The organism is Micromonospora sp. NPDC005413 (assembly GCF_040606435.1).
In the GTDB taxonomy this organism is placed as follows: Bacteria; Actinomycetota; Actinomycetes; order Mycobacteriales; family Micromonosporaceae; genus Micromonospora.
In genome coordinates, this window is sequence record NZ_JBEXEV010000001.1 from 92,323 (window position 1) to 115,434 (window position 23,112).

Genomic DNA, 23,112 nt, shown 5'->3' on the forward strand with positions numbered 1-23,112 from the left:
CGCCGGACGGGGTCCGGGTCATGACAAACGGTGCAGGTCAGCGGGGTGGTCGGAAACTGTTTCGCACCGTCGTCCAGTCCGCGTCGGCGCGGGTCCAGTCCGCGTCGTCGGTGATCCAGCCCAGCGTCCAGCGGTTGGCCCCGACGGTCTGTTGTCGAGCGTGCAGCCAAACCCCGTACGGCGCCTTCCAGCGGCACTCCCACTCCGCTGCGCCGTCGCTCGCGGCGAGTCGGATCTCGTCGTACCCCGGCAGTGCCCCGACCCCGGCCGCCGCGTCGCGGACCGCCCGGAGCCGGGCCAGGGGATCGGCGGCGCCGCCCTCGGCGACGCTGAGCGCCCGGCCGGTCGCCGGGTCCTGGAAGCACGCCACCGCGCCGTCACGGAAGTAGTGCCAGGTCGCCGGTACGGAGACCCGGAAGCCGGTGGTGTCGGCATGCCAGACCCAGCCGGGCGGCGGCCGGAATGGTTCGCCCGGGGCCGCTACGCCGGCCAGCACCGGCGCACCAGAGATATTGGGGCGGACACACGCGAACGGGGGCGGGGGGACGTTCCCGCCACCCGGCGGTGGGCCGGGCCGGTCCGGGCCGGCGTCTGACCGCCCGTCCGGACCGCCGTCGGAGGGACGGCTCGGCTGCAGCGCGGTGGGTTGGCCGGCGCTGCCGTCTGGCTCGTGACCGGTGACGGCCAACGCGGTGCCCACGCCGACGGCGGCGGCCACCAGCAGCGCTACGGCGATCAGGGCCGCCCGGCGTGCGGTACGCCGCCCGCCCGCGCGGTCGGGCCCTGGAGTCGAGGCGGTGGACGCCACGGCTTCCGGGGCCGGATTGGCGGGATCGGGCAGCGGGATGGTGGGGTCCTGGTCGTCCAGCCCGTCGGCCACGGCGGGCCGCTCACCCGGATCCGCCACCAGGCCCGGCCGCTCGGAGGCCCGGCGCGGGTCAGGCATCGGCGGCGGGTCGACGCGGCCGGCCACCGCCGCGAGCAACCGGCGCGCGGCGTCGTGGTCGAGGCGGTCACGCGGGTCGCGACGCAGCAGGCCGGCGAGCACCGGCGCGAGCGGCCCGGCGTGCGGGGCCGGGTCCGGCGGCCCGGCGGCCAGTGCGCTCAGGGTGGCCATCGCGGTGCTGCGGGCGTACGGGGAGCGGCCCTCCACAGCGGCGTGCAGGGTTGCCCCGAGCGACCAGAGGTCGGCGGCCACCGTGGACACCCCCTCGGCGGCCCGCTCCGGGGCGACGTACTGGGGGGAGCCGAGGACCATGCCGGGGCGGGTCATCATTCCGTCGCCGCCGTCGAAGGTGGCCAGCCCGAAGTCGGCGAGCATCACCCGCCCGTCGTGCGCCACAAGCACGTTCTGCGGCTTGATGTCGCGGTGCAGCACACCGGCCGTGTGCGCGGCGTGCAGCGCGTCGAGCACGGCCAGCCCGATCCGGGCCGCGCGGGACGGCTCCAGTGGCCCCTCCGCGTCCAGCACGTCCTGCAGGGTCCGGGACGGGACGTACTCCATCACGATCCACGGGCTGCCCTCGACCGGGACGACGTCGTAGAGCCGGACCACGGCGGGATGGTTGAGCCGGGCCGCGGCGCGCGCCTCCCGCAGGGTGCGCGAGCGCAGCTCGGCCCGCTCGTGATCGGCCAGCCAACTCGGCGGCACGATCTCCTTGACCGCGACCTCACGGTGCAGCATCTCGTCGCGGGCACGCCACACCCGACCCATGCCCCCGCGACCCACCAGGTCGAGCAGCCGGTACCGACCGGCGATCAGCACCTGCGCACGCTCCTCCTCAGCCGCTGTCCGGGCTACACCCTAACCAGCGGATCGGAAGTCACCTATCGGTCGTCCGACTCAGCTCAGCAGGCGGCGTGGTCGGCGTGGGTGAGCAGATTGCCCTCCGGGATGGCGATCCGGGTACGTCCGCCAGCCAGTCGGGCGGCGGCCCGCCGAGCCTGCAGCGGGCCGTGCTCCCGGCGGGCAGCGGTGTAGCTGGCGGCGGTACGGGCGGCGATGGTGGCCCACCCGTACCGCTCGCCGACCATTCTTCGGGCCCGGCTGGCCACCCGCCGGGCGAAGACCTCATCGCCGAGCAGTTGACCGACCGCGCCGGCGAGCGCGTCCGGGTCGCTGTGCGGAAAGGTCACCCCGGTCACGCCGGGCTCGACGATCTCGGCGAGACCGCCGGTGCGGGCCACCGCGAGGGGTGCTCCGGCGGCGGCCGCCTCCAGTGCCACCATGCCGAACGGCTCGTAGAGGCTGGGCACCACGGTCGCGTCGGTCGCCCCGAGCATCGCTGGCAGTTGGGTGGTGTCGAGGAAGCCGGTGAACCGGACGGTCGAGCTGAGCGCCAGCCGCCGGGCCTCCGCCTCCAACTCGGCGCGGTACGGGCCGTCGCCCGCGATCACCACGCGCAGCCCCGGGTGCAGCTCGCGCAGGCGGGGCACCGCGTGCACCAGGTGCTGGACGCCCTTTTCGTAAACCAGCCGTCCGGCGTACCCCACCAACGGGCCGTCCCCGGCGAACCTCGCTCGGGCCGACGCGACCGCCCGCGGCCGGGCCCGCCAGGCGCGGCCGTCGACCCCGTTGGGCACCACGTCGACCTGCCCGGCCGGCACGTCGAACAGCGTGGTCACCTGCTCGCGCATGTACCCCGAACAGGTGATCACCCGGATGGATGAGCCGCTGAGCCAGTGCTCGACGCCGTGGATGGTGCGGTTCATCTCCTCGGGCAGCCAGCCCTGGTGCCGCCCCGCCTCGGTGGCGTGCATGGTCGTGACCAGGGGCAGGTCCAGGTGGTCGGCCAGGGTGATGGCGGTGTGGGCGACGAGCCAGTCGTGGGCGTGGATGACGTCGTAGGTGCCGGCTTCGGTGGCGCGCAGCGCGGTGCGGGTGAGGGTGTGGTTGAACGCCATGGTCCAGGCGAGCAGGGATCCGGTGGCGAGGGGGAAGGTGACGGGGTCTTCGGGGGCGCGCAGGATGCGGACGCCGTCGGCGTATTCCTCCAGGGGTGCGCCGTCGCTGTGGCGGGTGATGACGGTGACGTCGTGGCCGGCGGCGACGAGGGCGACGGAGAGGGCGTGGACGTGTCGGCCGAGGCCGCCGACGAGCACCGGCGGGTACTCCCAGGAGAGCATCAGCACCCGCAGCTGTCGGGCGGGGTGGATGTCGATCACGTGGGCATCGGGTGACATGCGGCCCCCTTTGAATTGTCCCCGGGCGCGCGCCGACCGACACCGGAATCGATGTCGCCGTCGCGTCTGGATCGGGGCCAATCCTGCCGGGATCGAGATAACCAGCGGCGACACCACCGTTGCGGTCGTGTAAAGCGCTACTGGCCCTTTCGACGCACCCGCAGCAGCTCGGCCACCGACCACGCCTGGAACGGGCAGCCGGTCGCGGCGTGCGGCGCGAGGCCGTCGGCCGTCTCGCTCACCGAGCCTAACCCATATTCGGTCAAATGGGACTCAATGCCGACGAACGCATCATCGGCTGACATCTTTCCTCGGCGGCAGGCGTCCACGTACGGGCCGAGCAGCCACGGCCAGACCGTGCCCTGGTGGTAGCCGCCGTCCCGGTCGGCCGGGCCACCCCGGTGCCGGCCCACGAACTCCGGCGAATCCATCGCGAGGCTGCGCGGCCCGAGCGGGGTCAGCAGCCCGGCCGCGACCCGGCGCAGCGTCGGCTCATCCGGTTCCAGCGGTGCGAACGGCAGCGACCAGGCCAGCAGTTGGTTGGGGCGCAGCGCGTCGTCGTCGTGCAGGGCCGCCCCGCCCAGCGGGTACGCCGGCGCGGGCGCGTCCAGCACGTCGTGCAGCCAGCCGGTCGGCGCCGGGAAACGCCCCCGGAACGAGGCGGTGGCCTGCCCGTGCCGTCGCCACAGCTCGTCCGCGTCCTGCCCGGCCAGCTCGGTCAGCTCCGCGAGCCCGGCCAACCCGTTGATCCACAACGCGTTGACCTCGACCGGCTTGCCGGTACGCGGGGTGACCGGCACCCCGTACACCCGGGCGTCCATCCAGGTCAGCGCCGTGCCCGGGGCGCCCTGGGCGAGCAGCCCGTCGGCCGGGTCGACGCCGATGCCGTAGCGGGTGCCGGCCACATGGGCGTCGATGACCGTGCGCAGCGCGGGCAGCAACTCGTCGCCGAGATCGGTGTCACCGGTGACGGTGACGTGTCGGCTCACCGCGTGCAGGAACCACAGCGTGCCGTCGACGGTGTTGTACTCCACCCGACCGGTGTCGGCCGTGTTGGCGAGCATCCCCTCGGACAGCGTCGCCGCGTACGCCCGCAGCAGCTCCCGGCCCTCGTCGGCGCGACCCGTACAGAGGAACAACCCCTCGTACGAGATCATCGTGTCGCGCGACCAGGCCCCGAACCACGGGTAGCCGGCCACCACGTCCACGGCCGCTTGGTTGGTGCGCACCACGAACGCGTCGGCGGCCAGCACCAGGCTGGCTTCGGTGTCGTCGGCTGGCTTCGCCGTCGCCACCACCTGCCGGTTGCGTCGCCGGGCCGTCGCCACGATCTCCTCCGCCGACATCGGCTCCAGGTCGAGCGGCGCGGCCCAGGCCCGCACCGACACCGTGTCACCGGGGCGTTCCAGCTCGCCGACGAAGCGTCCCGCGTACCAGAGGTCCTCGTCCGGGTGCAGACCCCGGTTGGCCTCCTCGCGGTGGTGCACGCCCAGCCACCACTGCCCCTCGGGCGTCCAGCCCGGCCCGGCCAGCCGGTACGCGCCCTCGACCACCGCACCGTCGGCGACCGGCTCGACCTGCGGCGTCGGGCCGTCGGCCCGCCGTTCGCCGTGCGCGTCGCGCCAGGTGCAGGCGGCGGAGAGCTCCAGCCGGACGGGCCCGCCGGCGACCAGCCGGTGCACCACCGCCACGCAGGAGCGGCCGGGCAGCATGGCCAACTCCCGCTCGATCACCACCGCGCCGATCCGCCACCGCCACCGGGGCAGCCCGTCGACCAGGTCGAAGCGTTCCAGCAGCTCGAAGCCGCGCGGGTCCACGTCGCCGGAGGACCACTCGTGCGCGCCGAGCCGTACCCGCGCGCCGGACGGCAGGGTGACCGCCGGGTCGAGACTGACCAGTCCCACGCGGCGGGACGCCGGGGTTTCGCCGGGCACCACCAGCAGACCGTGGTAGCGGCGTGTCCGCAGCCCGGCGACGGTGCCCATCGCGTACCCGCCGATGCCGTCGGGCACCAGCCATTCCCGGCTGGAGGCGCTCGTCAGATCGCCGCAGACCTGCGGGCCGAAGTGAATGTCGATCAACTTTCCTCCACCGGCGGCGGGGTGTAACACGCCACGACGAGAATGGCCGCTGTGGTCAAGTACCGAGGCGACGTCAAAGATGTGCACGTGATCACTGACCGATCGTCCTCCGACGCCTCGCCACCCGACGCTGAGCGGCTTCGGCTCGCTCAGGCCGACTCGGGGGAGCAGGACTGGCGCGCATGGGGTCCCTATCTGTCCGAACGGGCGTGGGGGACGGTACGGGAGGATTACAGCGAGCACGGTACGGCCTGGGACTACTTCCCGCATGACCACGCGCGGTCCAGAGCCTACCGGTGGAATGAAGACGGGATGGCGGGCGTCTGCGACGAACGACAGACCTTCGCCTTCGCCCTCGCGCTGTGGAACGGCGAGGACCCGATCCTCAAGGAGCGGATGTTCGGCCTCGGCGGCGACAGCGGCAACCACGGCGAGGACGTCAAGGAGTACTGGTGGTACGAGGACTCCACACCCACCCACTCCTGGATGCGCTGGCGCTACCACTACCCGCAGGCCGCGTTCCCGTACGACGAACTCGTCGCGGTGAACGCGCTGCGCGGCCGGGACGACACCGAGTACGAGCTGGTGGACACCGGGATCTTCGACGACGACCGGTACTGGGCGGTGACCGTCGACTATGCCAAGGCGTCCCCGACCGACCTCTGCATGGTGGTGACCGTCGCCAACCGGGGCGACCGGGCGGCGACCCTGCACGTGCTGCCCACCCTGTGGTTCCGCAACACCTGGGCCTGGGGCCTGCCCGGCGGCGACCGGATCCCCCGGCTGACCGGCCAGGGCACCCGGCTCGTCGGCGAGCACCGGGTGCTCGGCCAACTGTTGCTGGAGGGCGACGGCGGCCCGGTCCCACTGCTCTGTGACAACGACACCAACGCCGAGCGGCTCTGGGGCCTGCCCGGCCGCTCGGAGTACCCGAAGGACGGCATCAACGACCACGTGGTCAACGGCGCGGCCACGGTCAACCCGGCGCGGGAGGGCACCAAGGGCGCGTTGCACTACGTGCTCGACGTGCCGGCCGGCGGGCAGCGCCAGATCCGGCTGCGGCTGACCCGCACCGCGTCGCCACCGGCCGCCGCGCCGCCGCCCCCGGCCGACCTCAGCGACGGCTTCGAGGCTGTGGTGTGGGCGCGGCGGACCGAGGCGAACCGCTTCTTCGCCGATGTGATCCCGCAGGCCGCCACCCCGGACGAGGCGCTGGTGGCCCGGCAGGCCATCGCCGGGCTGATGTGGGGCAAGCAGTTCTACCACTTCGACGTCAAACGCTGGCTCGACGGCGACCCGGGCTCGACGCCGCCGCCGGCCGGGCGCCGGCACGGGCGCAACAGCGCCTGGTGGCACATGACCAGCTTCGACGTCATCTCCATGCCCGACCCCTGGGAATATCCCTGGTACGCGGCCTGGGACCTCGCTTTCCACTGCGTGAGCATCGCCCGGGTCGACCCGGGCTTCGCCAAGGAGCAACTGCTGCTCCTGCTCCGCGAGTGGTACCTGCACCCCAACGGGCAGATCCCGGCGTACGAGTGGGCGTTCGGTGATGTGAACCCGCCGGTGCACGCGTGGGCGGCGCTGAAGGTGTTCGAGATCGACGGCGGGCGGGACTACGAGTTCCTGGCCCGGGTGATGCACAAGCTGCTGCTCAACTTCACCTGGTGGGTCAACCGCAAGGACACCGGCGGCAACAACGTCTTCGAGGGCGGCTTCCTCGGGCTGGACAACGTCGGGCCGTTCGACCGCTCGGCGGCGCTGCCGGTGGCCGGCGTGCTGGAGCAGTCCGACGGCACCGGCTGGATGGCCATGTACGCGCTCAATATGCTGGACATGGCGATCGTGCTGGCCGAACACGACCGGACCTGGGTGGACACCGCCACCAAGTTCTTCGAGCACTTCGCGTACATCGCCGCCGCCGCGTACGAGCAGGGGTTGTGGGACGACGAGGACGCCTTCTTCTACGACGTGCTGCGGTTGGCCGACGGCACGAAGGTGCCGCTGAAGGTCCGTTCCGTCGTCGGGCTGCTGCCGTTGGCCGCCACCACCCGGCTCACCGCGAAGACCCTGCACCGGCTGCCCGAGTTGGGCGCCCGGTTGCGGTGGTTCCTCACCAACCGCCCCGAGTACGCCGAGGTGATCGGCACCCGCCGGCTGGGCCCGGACGGGCGGCAGCAGCGACTGCTGTCCATGGTCGGCCCGGAGCAGGTGGTCCGACTGCTCGCCCGGATGCTCGACCCCGACGAGTTCCTCTCCGACTTCGGCCTGCGGACGCTGTCCCGCGCGCATCTGGACAAGCCGTTCTCGGTCACGCTCGGCGGGCAGGAATTCTGCGTCGGCTACGAGCCGGCCGAGTCGACCAGCGGGCTCTTCGGCGGCAACTCGAACTGGCGCGGCCCGATCTGGATGCCGACGAACTTCCTGCTGATCAGCGCACTGCGCGACTACGCGGCGTTCTTCGGCGACGACCTCCAGGTGGAGTACCCGACCCGCTCCGGGGTGAAGCGCACACTGGACGAGATCGCCGACGACCTGTCCGCCCGGCTGATCTCACTGTTCACGCAGGACGACTGGGGCCGGCGGCCGATCTACGGGGCCGCGCGCCTGTTCCAGACCCACCCGGACTGGCGGGACCTGATCGCCTTCCCCGAGTATTTCCACGGCGACAACGGGGCCGGCCTGGGCGCCTGGCACCAGACCGGCTGGACAGCCCTGGTCGCCGATCTGATCCTCACCCTGCGCCGCTGACCCCGCCCGCCCGCGCTGGCCGTGCCCGCGCTGGCCGTGCCCGCGCTGGCCGTGCCCGCGCTGGCCGTGCCCGCGCTGACCGCGCCCGCGCTGACCGCGCCCTGGCGGCATGATCGTGCTCGAACCATGTTGTAGTGGTGTCCCTGGCGCCGGGAGGCCACTCGATCCTGGTTCGAGCACGATCATGCGGGCCCGGTGGGCGTCTCCTGCCGGATCACCTGCTCACGGAGATGAAGTCACCGGGTGTCGGGGGCGGCAGGTACGGGCTCGGGCTGGCCTGGTGGCGGGACACCCCCCGTGCGGGGTTCGCGTGTACGGCAACGACCGCGATGCCCTGGCGTACCAGTCCTGGTCGTACTCCCCGGAGGACAGGCGTCACCAGGTCACGGTCGCGCTCACGCCCGACTTCCACGGTGACCCCGACGACGCCGTCGACGCCTTCCTGAACAAGGCTCTCTGCGGCTGACCCGATACCGACTCTGAGGCGCGGCCTAGAGGCTCCGAAGGCGCGCGATCGGTGACCCCGCGCGGACGGCGCGGCGAGCCGATGAGTGGACGTGGTGATCGTTGCTCAGACGGTGTTCGCGAGCGGCGAAGGGTTGAGCCTGGCGAAGCCTTCCTGCCGCTGGTAGGGGAAGTACGGGTAGGGCGCGGTGCGGGTGCTGGCGTTGTCGAGACGGGCTGTCTGTTCGGGTGTGAGTGACCAGCCGACAGCGTCGATGTTCTGCCGCAGTTGTGCTTCGTTGCGCGCGCCAATGATGACGGTGGCGACCGTGGGTCGTCGGAGTAGCCAGTTGACCGCGATTTGTGGCACTGCTCGGCCGGTCTCGCGGGACAGGTCTTCGAGGACGTCTACGACGCGGAACAGGTGCTCGTCGTCGACCGGCGGGCCGTAGGCGGCGGTGGCGTGCAGTCGGCTCGTGGGGGGTGGCGGAGTGTCGCGGCTGATCTTGCCGGTGAGGCGTCCCCAGCCGAGTGGGCTCCACACCACGGCTCCGACGCCTTGGTCGAGGCCCAGGGGCAGCAGTTCCCACTCGTAGTCCCGACCAACGAGTGAGTAGTAGATCTGGTGTGCCACGTACCGGCTGCGATGGTCCCGGTCGGCTGTGGCGAGGGACTTCATGAGCTGCCAGCCGGCGAAGTTGGAGACGCCGAGATAGCGGATCTTCCCGTCCCGTACCAGGTCGTCCAGTGTCGCTACGACCTCTTCGACGGGTGTTGCGGCGTCGAAGGCATGTAGCTGGAACAGGTCGATGTAGTCGGTGCCGAGTCGGCGAAGGGCCGCCTCGACCGATCGGATGAGCCGCGCGCGTGAGGTTCCCGCGTCGTTGGGTCCGTCGCCGGTCGGCAGGCCGCTCTTGGTCGAGATCAGGACGGCGTCGCGTCGGCCTTTGATCGCCTGTCCCAGCACCTCCTCGGACGCGCCGTCGGAGTACACGTCCGCGGTGTCGAACATGCTTATCCCGGCGTCCAGACAAATGTCCACGAGGCGTCTCGCCTCGCGGGCGTCCGTGTTGCCCCAGGCGCCGAAGAGCGGACCGGAGCCGCCGAAGGTGCCGGCGCCGAAGCTGAGGGCGGGCACGGTGAGTCCGGATGCCCCGAGTCGTCGGTACTCCACGATGACAGCCTTTCACTAAAGGTACTGCAGTTCCGTTAAGACGTCGGCTACGATAGCAGCCATTCGCAGTTAAGGGAACTGGAGACCCGTTATGGCCGTCGGTGTGATCCGACCCGGAGGGCGGACCGCCCGGGTCCGCGCCGCCGTGCTCCAAGCTGCCGGTGACGCACTCGTCGAGCACGGCTTCGACCGTCTCGACCTCGCCGACGTGGCGCGCCGCGCCGAGGTGGGCAAGACAACGGTCTACCGCCGCTGGGGTACGACCGCACGCCTCGTCGCCGACTTGCTGACGGACATGGCGGAGCAGTCGCTACCGCGAGCCGACACCGGATCGCTGATCGGGGACCTGCGCGCCAATGCCCGGCTCGTGCAGCGCACCCTGGTCGACTCGCGTCAGGGTGCACTGTTCCGGGCGGTCATCGTCGCCGCGACCTGCGACCCTCGTACGGCGGAGGCTCTTCATCGCTTTTACGCCGTCCGGATCGCTGAGTGGGTCCCCTGCGTGGAGCAGGCTGTGCGGCGGGGGGAACTGCCCTCGGGCACGGACGCGGCCGAGGTCGTCCGCGCCGTGTCGGCACCGCTCTACTACCGCCTGCTCGTCAGCGGTGACCCCATCGACAGGGCCACGGCAGACCGGGCCGCCGAAGCGGCAGCGGCAGCCGCCCACGCCGGCGTCTACACGCCCACCAGCAGTCCCAACTGACGACACGGCCGGATCTGCCGCCGACCGTGCGCACGGCACCCCCGACGTGCCCCGAAACGCCTGAGTCGCCCGGTCACGACCGGATGCCGCCGCGCCGGCCGGCTACGGCGTCCAGTCGCGCCGGAGCAGACCGTAGATCACCATGTCCACGAAGCCGTCGCCGTCGTACTCGCGCTCCCGCTGGGTGCCTTCGTGGGTGAAGCCGCACGACTCCGCGGTCCGGCGCATGGCCGTGTTGCTGGCCAGCGTCTCCAATTCCAGACGGCGTAGGTTGCGGTTGCGGAATCCGTACCGGCAGAGCAGCCGGATCACCTCGGTCCCGTACCCCTGGCCACGCGCCTCGGGGAGCAGCGAGATGCCGAGGTGGGCGTACTGGTTGAAGGCGTTGATCCCCCACAGCACGCTGCCACCGAGGAAAGTGCCGTCGGCCACCGTTTCGGCCAGCAGCGACACCGTGGTCTGGCCGTCGGGCGGCTCGGTGACCTGTTTCTCCAGCCGGGCTCGGACTTGGCCGACGTGGCGCGGCATGAACGGCTCGCCGTCTGTGATCAGGTGCAACTCGGGATCGCCGTACAGGCGGAACATGTTCGGCGCGTCGTCGGGCGTGGGCGGGCGCAGTCGGACCCGGTCGGTGGCGAACATGCCGCGACGCTAACAGCCGGTATGGAGATCCACGACCGGGTTAAACCGGGGCACCCGGACCGCGCGGCGTGCCGGACTCCGCCGTACTGATGACGGTCGTGCGCGTTGATGCGACAACACGACGCGGTTCTCGCTCCCGTACGCCGACCCGCGGAGCGCGGTGTAACGGGTCGGCGGAAAAACTTCTGGAAGGGTGTCGAGCGGGCCGACCGCCGTTCGACGCGTAGGTGAGAAGGCACCCTGACATGAGGAGACAGCGATGCGGTTCATGGTGATCACCAAGGCCACCGCGGAGAGCGAAGCCGGCGTGCTGCCCGCTACCGAAGATTTCGACACGATGGGCCAGTTCATCGAGGAGTTGGTCGACGCCGGCGCGCTACTGGACGCCGGCGGCCTCCAGTCCAGCGCCAAGGGCGCCCGGATCTACTTCGACGGCGACAAGAAGACCGTGGTGGACGGGCCGTTCACCGAGACCAAGGAGCTCATCGCCGGCTATTACCTGGTCGAGATGAAGTCGCTCGAGGAGTGCGTCGAGTGGTTCAAGCGCTGCCCGATCCAGCATTCGGGCGTAGGGGCGCCGACCAACATCGAGATCCGGCGGGTCTTTCACGCCGAGGACTTCGGCGAGGACTTCACGGCCGAGCAGCAGGAGGCCGTGGAGAAGCGACGTGCGAGGGTCGCCGGAAACAACTGATCGGCACAGCCTGGGTAACGCGGTTCGGATCAAGAGGGAACCGGCCCGCGCGGCCTGAGCACTGTTGCGTCTGATCGCGCGGTGGGGTAGACGGAGGCCGTGGCCACTGACACCCACCGTGCGATCGAGGCTGCCTGGCGGATCGAGGCGCCCCGGCTCATCGCCGGACTGACCAGGCTCGTCCGCGATGTCGGAGTGGCCGAGGAGTTGACGCAGGACGCGCTGGTCGCGGCTCTGGAGCAGTGGCCGGGGGAGGGTGTGCCGCGCAATCCGGGCGCGTGGTTGATGACCACCGCCAAGCGTCGCGCCATCGACCAGATCCGGCGCAACGAGACCTTCAGGCGCAAGGTTGAGGAGGTTGGCCGGGAACTTGAGGAATCCCACCCGGACATCGGCGCGATGGTCGCTGAGGACGACGGTATCGGCGACGACCTGCTGCGGCTGGTGTTCGTGGCCTGCCACCCGGTGCTGTCCACGGAGGCCCGCGCCGCGCTGACCCTGCGGCTGCTCGGCGGCCTGACCACCGACGAGATCGCCCGGGCCTTCCTGGTGCCGGAACCGACCGTGGCGCAAAGGATCGTGCGGGCCAAGAAGACCCTGGCCAACGCCCAGGTGCCGTTCGAGGTGCCGCAGGGCGACGAGCTGGCGGCCCGGCTCTCCTCGGTGCTCGAGGTCGTCTACCTGATCTTCAACGAGGGCTACTCGGCCACCACCGGCGACGAGTGGATGCGGCCGGCGCTGTGCGAGGAGGCCCTGCGGCTGGGCCGAATCCTGGCCCGGCTGGCCCCGCGCGAGCCCGAGGTGCACGGCCTGGTGGCGCTGATGGAGATCCAGGCCTCCCGGGCGGCCGCCCGCACCGGTCCGGGCGGCGAGCCGATCCTGCTGGCCGACCAGAACCGGGCCCGCTGGGACCAGCTGCTGATCCGCCGCGGCTTGGCCGCGCTAAAGCGGGCCGAGGACCTGATCGACGCCACGCCCGGCCCGTACGTGCTGCAGGCGGCCATCGCCGCCTGTCACGCCCGGGCCCGCCGCTTCGAGGACACCGACTGGGAGCGCATCGCCTGGCTCTACGAGCATCTGGCCGAGGCGATGCCGTCCCCGGTGGTCGAGCTGAACCGCGCGGTGGCGCTGTCCATGGCTTTCGGGCCGGAGACCGGGCTGGCGCTGCTGGACCAGCTGATGGCCTTCCCGGTCATGCAGAACTACCACCTGCTGCCCAGCGTGCGCGGCGACCTCCTGGCCAAGCTGGCCCGGCATGCCGAGGCGCGGGTGGAGTTCGAGCGGGCGGCGTCGCTGACCCGCAATGAGCGGGAGCGCACCCTGCTGCTGGACCGCGCCACCGCCTGCGATCAGCCGGTGCGAACGGAGCATTCCTGAACTCCGAGTTCAGGAGTGTCTTCTTGCCGTCCTGGTCTCCGGATCTGCCGCTGACAAAGGGCGGCGCCGACGTCCGGCCAGCGGGGCCGAACTCAGGCGCTGCCGGGGGCGGGTGGGCACTATCGTTCTGGCGTGCACATCCGTTTTGACATCCCAGCCGATCCCGCCTACCCAGGCCGAGTGGCCGCCGTACTCAGCAGCGTTCGATTGCGCATGTACGGCTACATCGGCGCGGCGCTGGCGGCGGTCGGGGCGATCGGTCTCGCCGTCTCGCGGGGATTCGCGTGGGGCGAGCAGATCTCACCGCTGTGGATGGCGATGATCGTGGGCGGTCTGCTGTCGATGCTGTATGGGCCGTGGGTGCGGTTGCGAGCCCGGCGCCGCTCCAGTCGCTACGCGGTCGAGGGCGCCTACGACATCACCGAGGACAACATCATGATGCGCAGCGGCTCGGAGGCCGGCGGCATCGCCTGGGACGGGGTCGCCCAGGTACGGGACACCCCTGAGTTCTGGATCGTGTACGTCGGCCGGATGCCGGCGACCGTGATTCCACGCCGCTTGATGTCCGCCGAGGACGCGGAGACGTTGCGAGCCTTCATGGCGAAACGTGGGCTGCTCTAGTTCGGTGAGCTCATCTGCCGCCGATCGTTCGCGCCGACAACCTGCGAGGCGTCTGGGCTTGGTGCGGACGCGGTGGCGAGACGTCGGCCGAGCGGGGGGTGACAGCTGATCAAGGTTGCTTCCCGTGGCCGAATGCGTTACGGCGCGGATGTCGTGCCGTGAATGAGCGCAGTCCGGGATACCCTTGGCGTATATGGCTACCTATCGCAGCGCCTCAGTGCTTCTTTCCTCCGACGGCACCCGGACCCCCGGCACCGCCGCGCTCTTCGCCGAGCCCGCCCGCAAGGGTGGAACCCCGCCGTGGGCAGGCGACTTCCGACCCGCCAACAGCGCCGGCAATGGTCCCAAGAACGCGGTCGGGAAGACCTTCACGTTGGAGCTGCCCGACGGCAGCACCGGCAAGGTCGTGGTCCAGAGCCTCAAGAGTGGAAAGGGAGGCGTCGTTCTGGCGTTGATGGGCGAGGACGCACCCCCCTTCTGATCAGCAGACTGATCGCCACCGGCTGGAGACAGCCGGTATACCCCCTGTCGATGTCAATGCGTTCGGATAGCTGCCGGGCGCATTGCCTCACCCATGGCGGGGCGTCGACGGTGTCGTGGGCGGTGCAGCTGCGCTGGTGACGGCTCGGGTCCGGGCTGCCCTGGGTCGACGGCGGACCACCAACCCAGGGCCACCGGTCAGCGGCGGCCGGCGGCCAGGGCGACGAGGTACTGTCCGCCGCCTGCGTCGACGCTTGCGGTCACCGGCAGTCCGGGCACCAGCCGGGAGAACCGGTCGACCAGCCAGTCCGCCGCCTCCTGGGCGTCCTTCTTGCTCGGACAGCGGGCGACCAACTCGCGGCCACCCTTGCGTTCGAGTCGCTCGGCGACGGTGATCAGCGGCGCGGGCTCCACGACGTGCAGACGGTCCGGCCAGGCGATGACCACCTTGACCGCGCCCTTGCGGGTGTTGCAGGCACGGTGCGCGAGTCGTTCGGCGACCTTGGCCTTCTTGTCGGCGGTGCGGCTGTCGACGCTGGGACCACGCGGATCGTTCACCGACATGTCGGCATCGACCGGCTCGTCGCACACCCAGCATCGCCAACCGTCACGCCTCGCGACGTCATCGAGGAGACTCATCCGAGCAAACTAGCCTGTCAGCTCCCGACCAACGACAGCCCCGGCCGCGGCGCGCGCCGCCAGTCCGAAAACTCGACCTGCATCCTGGCCGCCTACACGGGCTCGTACTGCTTGCGGCGGGTTGGGGTGACGTGGGGGCATTGGGGCGTTGGGCCTCGGGGTTGTTCGGTTGTCTTCGCCACGAGACGCCGCTGCCTCGGCTCAACGGCCGGACCGGCGTGGGCGTAGGCCGTTGAGGGCTGTGGCGACGACGCGGTCGGCGTACTCGGCGGTGAGCGGCCCACTGCGGTGCAGCCATCGGTTGAGCAGGGGGCCCCAGATCATCTCGACGGCCACGTCGAGGTCGAGGTCCTCGGCGAGCTGCCCGGCCTGCTGGGCACTGCGCAGCCGATGTCGCTTGGCTTCCTTCAGCGGCCCATCCAGCCGTTCGGCGTAGACGGCGGCCAGCTCGGGGTCGTGCGCGATCTCGGTGGCCAGCGCGCGCATCGGCTGGTCGTACCGGGGATCGTTCAACTCCTCGATCGTGGCGCTTAGCACCGCGGTCAGGTCGGCTTCCAGGTCGCCGGTGTCGGGCAGCACCGGAGGCTCGCCCTCGCTGGCGCTGAGGAGGAGGAAGGCGTCGAAGATGATCGCGCCCTTGGATGGCCACCAGCGGTAGATGGTCTGTTTGCCCACACCGGCGCGCGCGGCGATGCCCTCGATGCTGAGTTTGGCGTACCCGACCTCTTGGAGCAGCTCGAACGCCGCAGTGAGGATGGCCTGCCGCGAGGCCTCTTTCCGACGGGCCGCGTTGGGCGTGGCTCTGCGCTGCGTCGTCATGCGCCGAAGGTACCAGAGTCAAGACGGACCGTCTCGTCTTGACTCTGGTATCGGTGTGGGCCTACCTTCATCTCAGTAGCGAGACGGACCGTCTCGTCTCTAGGCGAGGGATGGAAATCGACTATGCGCACCTCATCCGGCACCGCACCGCGTACCTGGTTCATCACCGGAGCCAGCCGCGGTCTGGGTCGCGCGTTCACCATCGTCGCGCTCGAACGCGGCGATCGGGTGGTCGCTGCCGCCCGGACCATCTCCCGGGACGACTTCGACGAGCGCCACGGTGACAGGCTGCTCGCCCTGACGCTCGACGTGACCGACCGGCTGGCGGTCTTCGCCGCCGTGGCTGTCGCAGTCGAGCACTTCGGCCAGCTCGACATCGTCGTCAACAATGCCGGCACCTTGTCCATGGGCATGATCGAAGAGTTCACCGAGGCGGAGGCGCGGGCCCAGTTCGAGGTCAATGTGTTCGGCGCGCTCTGGGTCAGCCAGGCCGCGCTGCCGCACCTGCGCGCCCGACGGGCCGGCCACATCGTGCAGATCTCCAGCATCGCCGCACTCGGCGGCTTCCCGAGTACGGGGATGTACAGCGCGAGCAAGTTCGCGCTCGAAGGTATGAGCGAGGCTCTGGCGATGGAGGCGGCGACCTTCGGCATCAAGGTCAGCATCGTGCAGCCCGGCGGCTACTGGACCGACCTTTACACCAGCACGACCTCCACCACGCCTATGGAGACCTACGGTCCACTGCGCGCCGAGTTGGAGCGGCAGTGGGCCGACAGCTCGATCGACAGTGACCCCCGTCTGGCCGCCGAGGCGCTGCTGAAACTGGTCGATGCCGACGACCCGCCGCTGCGGCTCCTGCTCGGCAGCATGGTGTATGACCTGGCGTTCGACATCTCACGCCGGCGAATGGACACCTGGGCGGGCTGGGAGCAGGTCAGTCGAGCCGCCGAGCATGCCGTCCCGGCCCCCGGTGACCCGCACTGACGCCTGCCGGCCGAAGGCCCCAGCGTCCGCAGGGGACGACAAAGGCAAGGAGCCGAGCTCCTTGCCTCCTTCAACATATATCGCAACGGGGGGCTTGCGGCAAGACCCGGGTCGTGGCGCAGAATCTCCAGCCGAAGCCAGAACCTGCTGAAATCAGCGACTCGCGTACTGCATGCGCTTTGTCGACAATGGGGGTTTTCATGATCGACGTGATCGTCGTCGGCGGCGGGCCGACCGGCATGATGCTGGCCAGCGAGTTGCGGCTGCACGGAGTGCACGCACTCGTGCTGGAGAAGGAAGCGCAGCGAACCCGGCAGTCCGGCGCGCTCGGCCTGCACGTACGCAGCATCGAGGTGATGGACCAGCGCGGTCTCCTGGACCGGTTCCTCGCGCTCGGCCAGCAGCACCCCGTCGGCGGGTTCGCCGGCATCGCCAAGCCGTTGTCGGGTCCGCTGGACACCGCACACCCGTACATCCTCGGCATCCTGCAGAGCGTCACCGATCGCCTGCTGGCCGAGCACGCCGCCGAACTCAATGCCGAGATCCGGTACGGCTGCGAGCTGGTCGCGTTGAGCCAGGACGACCAGGGGGTGACCGCCGAGCTGGCTGACGGTACGCAGCTGCGTGCGCGCTACCTCGTCGGCTGCGACGGCGGCCGCAGCACGGTACGCAAGCTGCTCGGCGTCGGCTTTCCCGGCGAGCCCGCCAGAGCCGAGTGGCTGCTGGGCGAGATGGAGGTCGGTGTTTCGCCGGCGACGCTGGCCGCCAAGGTGGCAGAAGTCCGCAAGACCCAGGTCGGGTTCGGCGCGGGACCCGTGGGGGACGGGGTGTACCGCGTCGTCGTGCCCGCGGCGGGGGTGGCCGAGGACCGCGCGGCCCTGCCGACCATCGAGGAGTTCAGTCAGCGGCTGCGGGTGTTCGCCGGCACCGACTTCGGCGTGCACTCACCGCGCTGGCTGTCCCGCTTCGGTGACGCCACCCGGCTGGCCGAGCGCTACCGGGTCGACCGGGCGCTGCTGGCCGGCGACGCGGCGCACATCCGCCCACCGCTGGGCGGGCAGGGCCTCAACCTCGGCATCCAGGACGCGTTCAACCTCGGCTGGAAACTGGCCGCCGAGATCAACGGCTGGGCGCCGGAGGGGCTGCTGGACAGCTACCACGTCGAACGCCGCCCGGTGGCCGCCGCCGTGCTGGACAACACCCGCGTACAGAGCGAGCTGATGTCCACCGAGCCGGGCCCCCAGGCGGTGCGTCGGCTGATGTCGGAGCTGATGGACTTCGAGGACGTCAACCGGTACCTGGTCGAGAAGGTCACCGCGATCGGGGTCCGCTACGACTTCGGCGAGGGACATGAACTGCTCGGCCGGCGGTTGCGGGACGTGGGGCTGAAGCGGGGGCGCCTCTACGATCTGATGCACGGCGGCCGGGGACTGCTGCTCGACCAGACCGGCCGACTCTCGGTTGCGGGCTGGGCAGACCGGGTCGACCACGTCGTCGACGTCAGCGAGGAACTGGATCTGCCCGCCGTGCTGCTGCGGCCGGACGGTCACGTGGCGTGGGTCGGTGAGGATCAGCAGGATCTGCTCGACCAACTGCCCAGGTGGTTCGGCGCTGCCGTCAGCTGAGCGCGCAGTTGTGACTCGTTCGGGCGCTCGCCCGTCGTGCGTGATCGTGCTCGATCCACGATGTAGTGGCATCCACGGCGTTGGGAGGCCACTACATCCAGGATCGAGCACGATCATCGGGTCGCGGGCATGGTCAGCCGCACGGCCTGGGTGGACGCCGGCTGGAAGCCCAGGGCCAGGCCAGCCTCACGGTCGAGGTTGGAGTCCGCTTTGACCGCGGTGTCGAACGGGTACGGCGCAGTCACCAATCCGTCACCGCGCCACTACGGCCAGTGCCTTCCACTTAGGCTCGTGGGCGTGTCCGCACCTACCGAAGGCGCCACCGACGAGGACCGCCGTGACTTCATCGTCACGGTCGCTCGGGAGTTGGCCGAGGCCGAGGGCTGGACGGGGGTGAGCACCCGACGGCTGGCCGAGCGGGCCGAGGTCGACGTCGGCGACCTCTACCAGCACTTCGCCGATCAGGAGGCGCTGCTCGCCGCGGTCGCGGTGTGCGCCTTCGCCGACCTGGCCGCCGACCTGGCCGAGGCTCACGCGGAGGCCACCGAGAGCCCGGAGGCCACCGAGAGCGCGCAGGCCCCCGAGAGCGCTCAGGCCACCGGGAGCGCTCAGGCCACCGAGAGCCCGCAGGCCACCGGAGGTGCGGAGGCAACCGAAGGCACGGCGACCACCGAAGGTGCGGGACGGGCCTGGCCGGCGGTGGTGAACGCGTACCTCGACTTCGCGTACGCGAATCCGGAGGTCTACGACGCGATGCTCGCGCTGACCCCCGACCTCGCTCTCGGCGTGGACGGTGTGCCGGCCGCGCCCCGGGCCGTCTTCGCCGAGCTGCGCGCGGCCCTGACCCCACTGGCCGGGGGGCGTGACCCGGACGTCATGGCCGAGGTGGGCTGGAGTCTGCTGCACGGCGTGGTGATGCTCACCAGGGGTGGTCGGCTGCGCCCCGAGGCGCAGGAGGAACGGGAGACGATGATCGCGGATCGGTTGCTGCGGTGGCCCTGATCGGCGGGCGGAAAGTCGTTGGGTCCGCCGCGTAATACGCCCTAGAGTCCCGGATCGTCGGAGGGGTCGATCACGAGGAGACGGCGGCATGACGGTGGACGCGATGGCGCGGTGGCAGGCACAGGTGCTGATCTTCGACGCGGACGACACGTTGTGGGAGAACAACGTCGTCTTCGAGCGGGTGATCGACGACTTCCTGGCGTGGCTCGACCATCCCACCCTGGATCGGGCCGAGATCCGGGCGATCCTCGACGACATCGAGCGGGCCAACGCGGTGGCGCACGGCTACGGCAGCAAGGTCTTCCTGCGCAGTCTGGCGGAGTGCCTGGAGCGACTGCGCGAGCGGCCGGCGACCGACTCCGAGCGCCAGGAGATCGACCGGCTGGCGGTGGCCCTGATCGAGCACCGGGTGGAGCTGATGCCCGGCGTGGCCGATGCGCTCGACGAGTTGGCAGGCCGGCACGAACTGCTGCTGCTGACCAAGGGGGACCAGGCGGAGCAGCGGCGCAAGCTGGACGCCTGCGGGCTGCTGCACCACTTCCGGGCCGCGCACATCGTCGCCGAGAAGAACGTCGACACGTACCGGTGGCTGGTGCGGGAGCACGGCTTCGAGCCGTCCGGCGCCTGGATGATCGGTAACTCTCCGAAGTCGGACATCCTGCCGGCACGGGCCGCCGGGCTGAACGCGGTGTTCATCCCGAACGACAACACCTGGGTTCTGGAGGACGACGAGCTGGACCCGACCGATGCGGGCGTGCTGCGGCTGGCCGCGTTCCGCGACCTGCTGCGGCACTTCTGACCGCCCCGGTCGCCCTGGCGTGGCGTGGCCCGGCTCGGGCGGCCGAACAGCGCTGGTGATCAAGGGGCTGTTACACCGACATGCCGCTTTTTCACCTTGAGATCAGTCACGCCCCGGACGGTCCGCTGCGGCTTGTCCGGCCCGTCGTGACCCGCCTAACCTGGGCCGGCGCTCACGGCCACGGGGTTTGCCGGGGCGCATGGGGCGTCCGACGGGTGGGCACCGTGGAGCTGAGTGCAGGGCGGTCGGACGGCCAGGGTCAGGGCCGGGTAGTTGCGGACCCGGCCCTGACCGCCACATCAACTCGTCGCCGCTGCCAGCTCAGGAAACCTCGCCTCGGACGATCGCCACCGCCACCCGGCAGAACTCGTCCATGTCCGGGTTGAACCCGGCCGCGATGTCGGGATGCAACCCGGAGCGGGTCTCCTCCAACAGTCGCTGGCAGACCTGCTCGACCGGTTCGCCGGTGTAACCGGCGCGGACCCGGTCGATGGCCGCCTGAAGCGCCGAGGTCAGCTGCTCCTCCAGCGGGCCCTGCAGCTTCTGCTGCACAGGGTCGAGCCCGCGTGGGTCGAGCGTGACATGTGGCTCCGACATCGGTGCTCCCTTCGTCGGCGTCCGCGGTACCCCACCGCAGACGTCGGTCAAACCCCGGTCGATACGGCGGCAACCCGCACCTGGTACGAGAAGTCCTCCGCAGGCTCCTCGTGGTATGACAATCGGCGGATCTGCCGGTCGTCGTCGTAGAGAGCGACGTCCACCAGGACGCCGAGGTGGGCCAGGCCGATGGCCGACACCCGCCTCTTGTCCTGCAGCACCGCGCAGACGCCGCCGAGCAGGGTGCTGGCGTCGGCCGTACGGTGCCCGGGCGGGCAGCGCAGGAGCAGGTCGACCTCGATCGGCCCGGGCAACGGCGTCCAGCCGGTGCGCTGGGCCGCCGTGAGGGCGGCTTGGAGCAGGGTGCGGACCCTCGTCGCCTGCCGATGCCCGGCGGCGAAGATGGACAACGCTTCGGTCTTGACCGGTGGCAGGCCGCTCACCTCGAATGTCAGGGCGAGAGCGCGGGTGTCCTGCACGACGGCACCTCCTCGTTGGGACGATCCTGCCGAACCGGGGGAGCGGCGGTGGGACGTTCCCGCGATTACCAACCGATCGGGCAGGCTGGGATCGGCCGGAGGCGTGTCGACGGCGGCGGCGAACGCGCTGGCTGCGGCGCTAGGAAAACGCTAGCCGACGCTGCCCGCGCTGGGTAGTCGGTCGTTCACCCGGTGGGACGCGGTGCGAAGGCGCAGAACTCGTTGCCCTCGGGGTCGGCCAGCACCCACCACCAGTGCGCCTCGTCGAGCGGCTCCCGCAGCAGCGTCGCGCCCGCCGTGATCAACGCCATCGGCTCCGGGTCGGCCAACTCGACGTCCCAGTGCAGCCGGTTCTTGACCGTCTTGGGCTCGGGCACCGCGTCGAACTCCCAGTAGTCCCAAGGGAACCCGGTCGCGCCGATCACCGACGCGTTGGTCGACCCGAACTCGACGGTGCCGCCGAGCACACCGGCCCACCAGGTCGCCTGGGCGGCCGGGTCGGCCGAGTCCACGACCAGCGCGAACGGGCCCGGTCGGGTGCCCTCGCTGGCAGGGAACGCGCAGAACGGGTTGCCCTCCGGGTCGTCCAGCACCCACCAGGTGGTCTCGCGGGACGGTGTGCGGACCAGTTGGGCGCCGGCCGCGAGCAGCGCCGCCGGCTCCGCGTCGGCCATCCGCAGATCCAGGTGTACGCGGGTCTTGCCGGTCCGCGGTTCCGGCACCTGGTTCACCCAGATCGACTCGGCGTCCGAGCGCGCCGAGCGGGGGTCCACCCGAGTGTCGTCGTCGCCGGCATCGGCCACGTCACCGTCGAGCACCCGGGCCCAGAAGGCGCCCAGTGCGAGCGGGTCGGCGGCGTCCAGACAGAGATCCTTGAAGCGCGCGATCATGGTCCCAGCATGCCTGGTCGGGGGCGGACCTGTGGGGCTCAGTGCTGCTTGGCGTAACCGACGAACGCCTTCCAGGCCGCCGGGTCGACGCGGAGGGTGCCGCCTTCCCGGTCCTTGGTGTCACGCACCAGCACCACGGTCGGCAGGTTGTCGGCGACCTCGACGCAGGCTCCGCCGTTGCCGCCGGACCTGGTCGACTTCCGCCACTGCGGGGTCATCATGTCCATGACTTCGCCACTTCCTTGATCAACTCGATTGACTGCCGGCGGGGAAGCGCTTCGTTCCGCACGATCTCCCACGTCTTCGCCAGCTTAGCGATATCGGTCATTGCATTGACGAGTTGAGCCGTGAGCTGGTTGTCCGCGTAGGCCACCCGCTCGCCGTCCGGCATTTCGGCGATGATGAACTGGCCGCCCATTCCCAGGTACATACCAGCATCCGCCGGCACGATGTGCACCTGAATATGCTCCGCCGTCGCCAGTTGGGCCAGGTGCTCACACTGCTCGGCCATCAGCCCCGGCTGATCGAGCACCGGCCGGCGGAGCACGGCCTCGTCCAGGACGGCGATGAGCTGAGGCGGGCGCGGGCGTTGCAGGATCGCCTGCCGCTCCAGCCGGGAGGCGACGATGCGATCGATGTCCTCGACATCGAACCGGCCGCCGGCAAGCGTGGCGCGTGCGTACCGCTCGGTCTGCAGCAGGCCCGGCACGTACGCCAGCTCGAACCAGCGCAGCGTGGTCGCCTCCCGTTCGAACTCGATCCACTCGCGGAGCCAGGCCGGCTCGGCGTCGAGTTGGGCCAACCTTTCCAGCATCCGCTGGAAGCGCCCGCTGGTCTCGTGGTGGGCATCGACCGCCCGCATGTACTCCTTCGTGGGCGGTCGGCCACCCGTCTCCACGGAGCTGACGTGCGAGCCTGAATAGCCGATGCCCCTGCCGAAGTCGTCCTGACTGAGCCCGAGCCCCGCCCGGAACAGGCGTAGCTCCTCCAACACGTAGTCGGTAGCGGTCCCCATCGATTCCCCAACCTTCGCTCACTGTGGATCGGCGTGTCTTTCAGGGCTGCTCACCTGAGCCGTTGAGCTGCACGGATGCCGTGAGCACGTATCGACGGTAGTCGTGTCATCAC

The 23,112-nt window shown here is 70.6% G+C and carries 24 protein-coding genes; 11 read left to right on the plus strand and 13 right to left on the minus strand.

What is annotated here, in order from left to right; translation table 11 throughout:
* Positions 1-37 precede the first annotated feature (37 nt).
* The 3 genes from ABZS37_RS00380 to ABZS37_RS00390 form a co-directional block, all read right to left on the minus strand.
* Positions 38-1,765 carry a serine/threonine-protein kinase gene (locus tag ABZS37_RS00380; RefSeq protein ID WP_355164633.1) on the minus strand — a complete coding sequence of 576 codons (1,728 nt, stop codon included), beginning with the start codon at positions 1,763-1,765 and terminating at the stop codon, positions 38-40.
* 83 nt (positions 1,766-1,848) lie between these two features.
* The gene (locus tag ABZS37_RS00385; RefSeq protein WP_355164634.1) at positions 1,849-3,183 is read right to left on the minus strand and encodes a glycosyltransferase family 4 protein; all 1,335 of its coding nucleotides are present in this window, start codon (positions 3,181-3,183) and stop codon (positions 1,849-1,851) included.
* Positions 3,184-3,320: 137 nt separating this feature from the next.
* Positions 3,321-5,264, minus strand: coding sequence for an amylo-alpha-1,6-glucosidase (locus ABZS37_RS00390; RefSeq protein WP_355164635.1), 1,944 nt, complete (start codon positions 5,262-5,264; stop codon positions 3,321-3,323).
* Positions 5,265-5,306: 42 nt separating this feature from the next.
* Between ABZS37_RS00390 and ABZS37_RS00395 the strand changes: the two genes are divergently transcribed.
* Together ABZS37_RS00395 and ABZS37_RS00400 are read left to right on the plus strand one after the other, a co-directional pair.
* Positions 5,307-8,015 carry a glucosidase gene (locus ABZS37_RS00395; protein ID WP_355164636.1) on the plus strand — a complete coding sequence of 903 codons (2,709 nt, stop codon included), beginning with the start codon at positions 5,307-5,309 and terminating at the stop codon, positions 8,013-8,015.
* Between the two features lie 310 nt (positions 8,016-8,325).
* Positions 8,326-8,481, plus strand: a complete 156-nt coding sequence (locus ABZS37_RS00400) for a hypothetical protein (protein ID WP_355164637.1) — start codon at positions 8,326-8,328, stop codon at positions 8,479-8,481.
* A 105-nt stretch (positions 8,482-8,586) separates the two neighbouring features.
* Here ABZS37_RS00400 and ABZS37_RS00405 read toward each other — a convergent pair whose 3' ends face one another.
* On the minus strand, positions 8,587-9,633 hold the full coding sequence (locus tag ABZS37_RS00405) for an aldo/keto reductase (RefSeq protein ID WP_355164638.1): 1,047 nt from the start codon (positions 9,631-9,633) through the stop codon (positions 8,587-8,589).
* A 91-nt stretch (positions 9,634-9,724) separates the two neighbouring features.
* On the opposite strand from ABZS37_RS00405, the gene ABZS37_RS00410 reads away from it, so the two are divergent.
* The gene (locus ABZS37_RS00410) at positions 9,725-10,336 is read left to right on the plus strand and encodes a TetR/AcrR family transcriptional regulator (protein ID WP_355164639.1); all 612 of its coding nucleotides are present in this window, start codon (positions 9,725-9,727) and stop codon (positions 10,334-10,336) included.
* A gap of 102 nt (positions 10,337-10,438) precedes the next feature.
* On the opposite strand, the gene ABZS37_RS00415 is transcribed toward ABZS37_RS00410, so the two are convergent.
* Positions 10,439-10,978 (minus strand): GNAT family protein, encoded by a 540-nt coding sequence (locus tag ABZS37_RS00415; protein WP_355164640.1) that lies wholly within the window; start codon positions 10,976-10,978, stop codon positions 10,439-10,441.
* A 259-nt stretch (positions 10,979-11,237) separates the two neighbouring features.
* Between ABZS37_RS00415 and ABZS37_RS00420 the strand changes: the two genes are divergently transcribed.
* From ABZS37_RS00420 to ABZS37_RS00435, 4 genes are all read left to right on the plus strand, one after another.
* On the plus strand, positions 11,238-11,672 hold the full coding sequence (locus tag ABZS37_RS00420) for a YciI family protein (protein ID WP_355164641.1): 435 nt from the start codon (positions 11,238-11,240) through the stop codon (positions 11,670-11,672).
* Between the two features lie 99 nt (positions 11,673-11,771).
* Entirely contained in the window at positions 11,772-13,049 is a 1,278-nt protein-coding gene (locus ABZS37_RS00425; protein ID WP_355164642.1) for an RNA polymerase sigma factor, read from the plus strand.
* 132 nt (positions 13,050-13,181) lie between these two features.
* Positions 13,182-13,670 (plus strand): YcxB family protein, encoded by a 489-nt coding sequence (locus tag ABZS37_RS00430; protein ID WP_355164643.1) that lies wholly within the window; start codon positions 13,182-13,184, stop codon positions 13,668-13,670.
* A 193-nt stretch (positions 13,671-13,863) separates the two neighbouring features.
* The gene (locus tag ABZS37_RS00435) at positions 13,864-14,151 is read left to right on the plus strand and encodes a hypothetical protein (protein WP_074310625.1); all 288 of its coding nucleotides are present in this window, start codon (positions 13,864-13,866) and stop codon (positions 14,149-14,151) included.
* 197 nt (positions 14,152-14,348) lie between these two features.
* On the opposite strand, the gene ABZS37_RS00440 is transcribed toward ABZS37_RS00435, so the two are convergent.
* Together ABZS37_RS00440 and ABZS37_RS00445 are read right to left on the minus strand one after the other, a co-directional pair.
* Positions 14,349-14,789 (minus strand): hypothetical protein, encoded by a 441-nt coding sequence (locus ABZS37_RS00440; protein ID WP_355164644.1) that lies wholly within the window; start codon positions 14,787-14,789, stop codon positions 14,349-14,351.
* Between the two features lie 201 nt (positions 14,790-14,990).
* A complete protein-coding gene (locus ABZS37_RS00445; protein WP_355164645.1) occupies positions 14,991-15,608 on the minus strand; it encodes a TetR/AcrR family transcriptional regulator in 618 nt (205 codons plus the stop codon).
* A 123-nt stretch (positions 15,609-15,731) separates the two neighbouring features.
* Between ABZS37_RS00445 and ABZS37_RS00450 the strand changes: the two genes are divergently transcribed.
* Both ABZS37_RS00450 and rox read left to right on the plus strand, forming a co-directional pair.
* Complete coding sequence (locus ABZS37_RS00450; protein WP_355164646.1) at positions 15,732-16,592, plus strand: SDR family oxidoreductase; 861 nt, start codon at positions 15,732-15,734, stop codon at positions 16,590-16,592.
* Between the two features lie 200 nt (positions 16,593-16,792).
* On the plus strand, positions 16,793-18,217 hold the full coding sequence (rox, locus tag ABZS37_RS00455) for a rifampin monooxygenase (RefSeq protein ID WP_355164647.1): 1,425 nt from the start codon (positions 16,793-16,795) through the stop codon (positions 18,215-18,217).
* 113 nt (positions 18,218-18,330) lie between these two features.
* On the opposite strand, the gene ABZS37_RS00460 is transcribed toward rox, so the two are convergent.
* Positions 18,331-18,462, minus strand: coding sequence for a hypothetical protein (locus tag ABZS37_RS00460; protein ID WP_355164648.1), 132 nt, complete (start codon positions 18,460-18,462; stop codon positions 18,331-18,333).
* Positions 18,463-18,514: 52 nt separating this feature from the next.
* Between ABZS37_RS00460 and ABZS37_RS00465 the strand changes: the two genes are divergently transcribed.
* Positions 18,515-19,219: a WHG domain-containing protein gene (locus ABZS37_RS00465; RefSeq protein WP_355164649.1), complete on the plus strand. Its 705-nt coding sequence runs from the start codon at positions 18,515-18,517 to the stop codon at positions 19,217-19,219.
* Positions 19,220-19,307: 88 nt separating this feature from the next.
* Positions 19,308-20,018 carry an HAD family hydrolase gene (locus ABZS37_RS00470; protein ID WP_355164650.1) on the plus strand — a complete coding sequence of 237 codons (711 nt, stop codon included), beginning with the start codon at positions 19,308-19,310 and terminating at the stop codon, positions 20,016-20,018.
* 321 nt (positions 20,019-20,339) lie between these two features.
* On the opposite strand, the gene ABZS37_RS00475 is transcribed toward ABZS37_RS00470, so the two are convergent.
* From ABZS37_RS00475 to ABZS37_RS00495, 5 genes are all read right to left on the minus strand, one after another.
* Positions 20,340-20,615, minus strand: a complete 276-nt coding sequence (locus ABZS37_RS00475) for a hypothetical protein (protein ID WP_355164651.1) — start codon at positions 20,613-20,615, stop codon at positions 20,340-20,342.
* 47 nt (positions 20,616-20,662) lie between these two features.
* On the minus strand, positions 20,663-21,094 hold the full coding sequence (locus ABZS37_RS00480; RefSeq protein WP_354992464.1) for a hypothetical protein: 432 nt from the start codon (positions 21,092-21,094) through the stop codon (positions 20,663-20,665).
* A gap of 185 nt (positions 21,095-21,279) precedes the next feature.
* Positions 21,280-21,984 carry a VOC family protein gene (locus ABZS37_RS00485; protein ID WP_355164652.1) on the minus strand — a complete coding sequence of 235 codons (705 nt, stop codon included), beginning with the start codon at positions 21,982-21,984 and terminating at the stop codon, positions 21,280-21,282.
* 38 nt (positions 21,985-22,022) lie between these two features.
* The gene (locus ABZS37_RS00490) at positions 22,023-22,205 is read right to left on the minus strand and encodes a DUF397 domain-containing protein (RefSeq protein ID WP_355165069.1); all 183 of its coding nucleotides are present in this window, start codon (positions 22,203-22,205) and stop codon (positions 22,023-22,025) included.
* Positions 22,202-22,999, minus strand: a complete 798-nt coding sequence (locus tag ABZS37_RS00495; protein ID WP_355164653.1) for a helix-turn-helix transcriptional regulator — start codon at positions 22,997-22,999, stop codon at positions 22,202-22,204. Before ABZS37_RS00495 ends, ABZS37_RS00490 begins: the two co-directional genes overlap by 4 nt.
* Between the last annotated feature and the right edge of the window lie 113 nt (positions 23,000-23,112).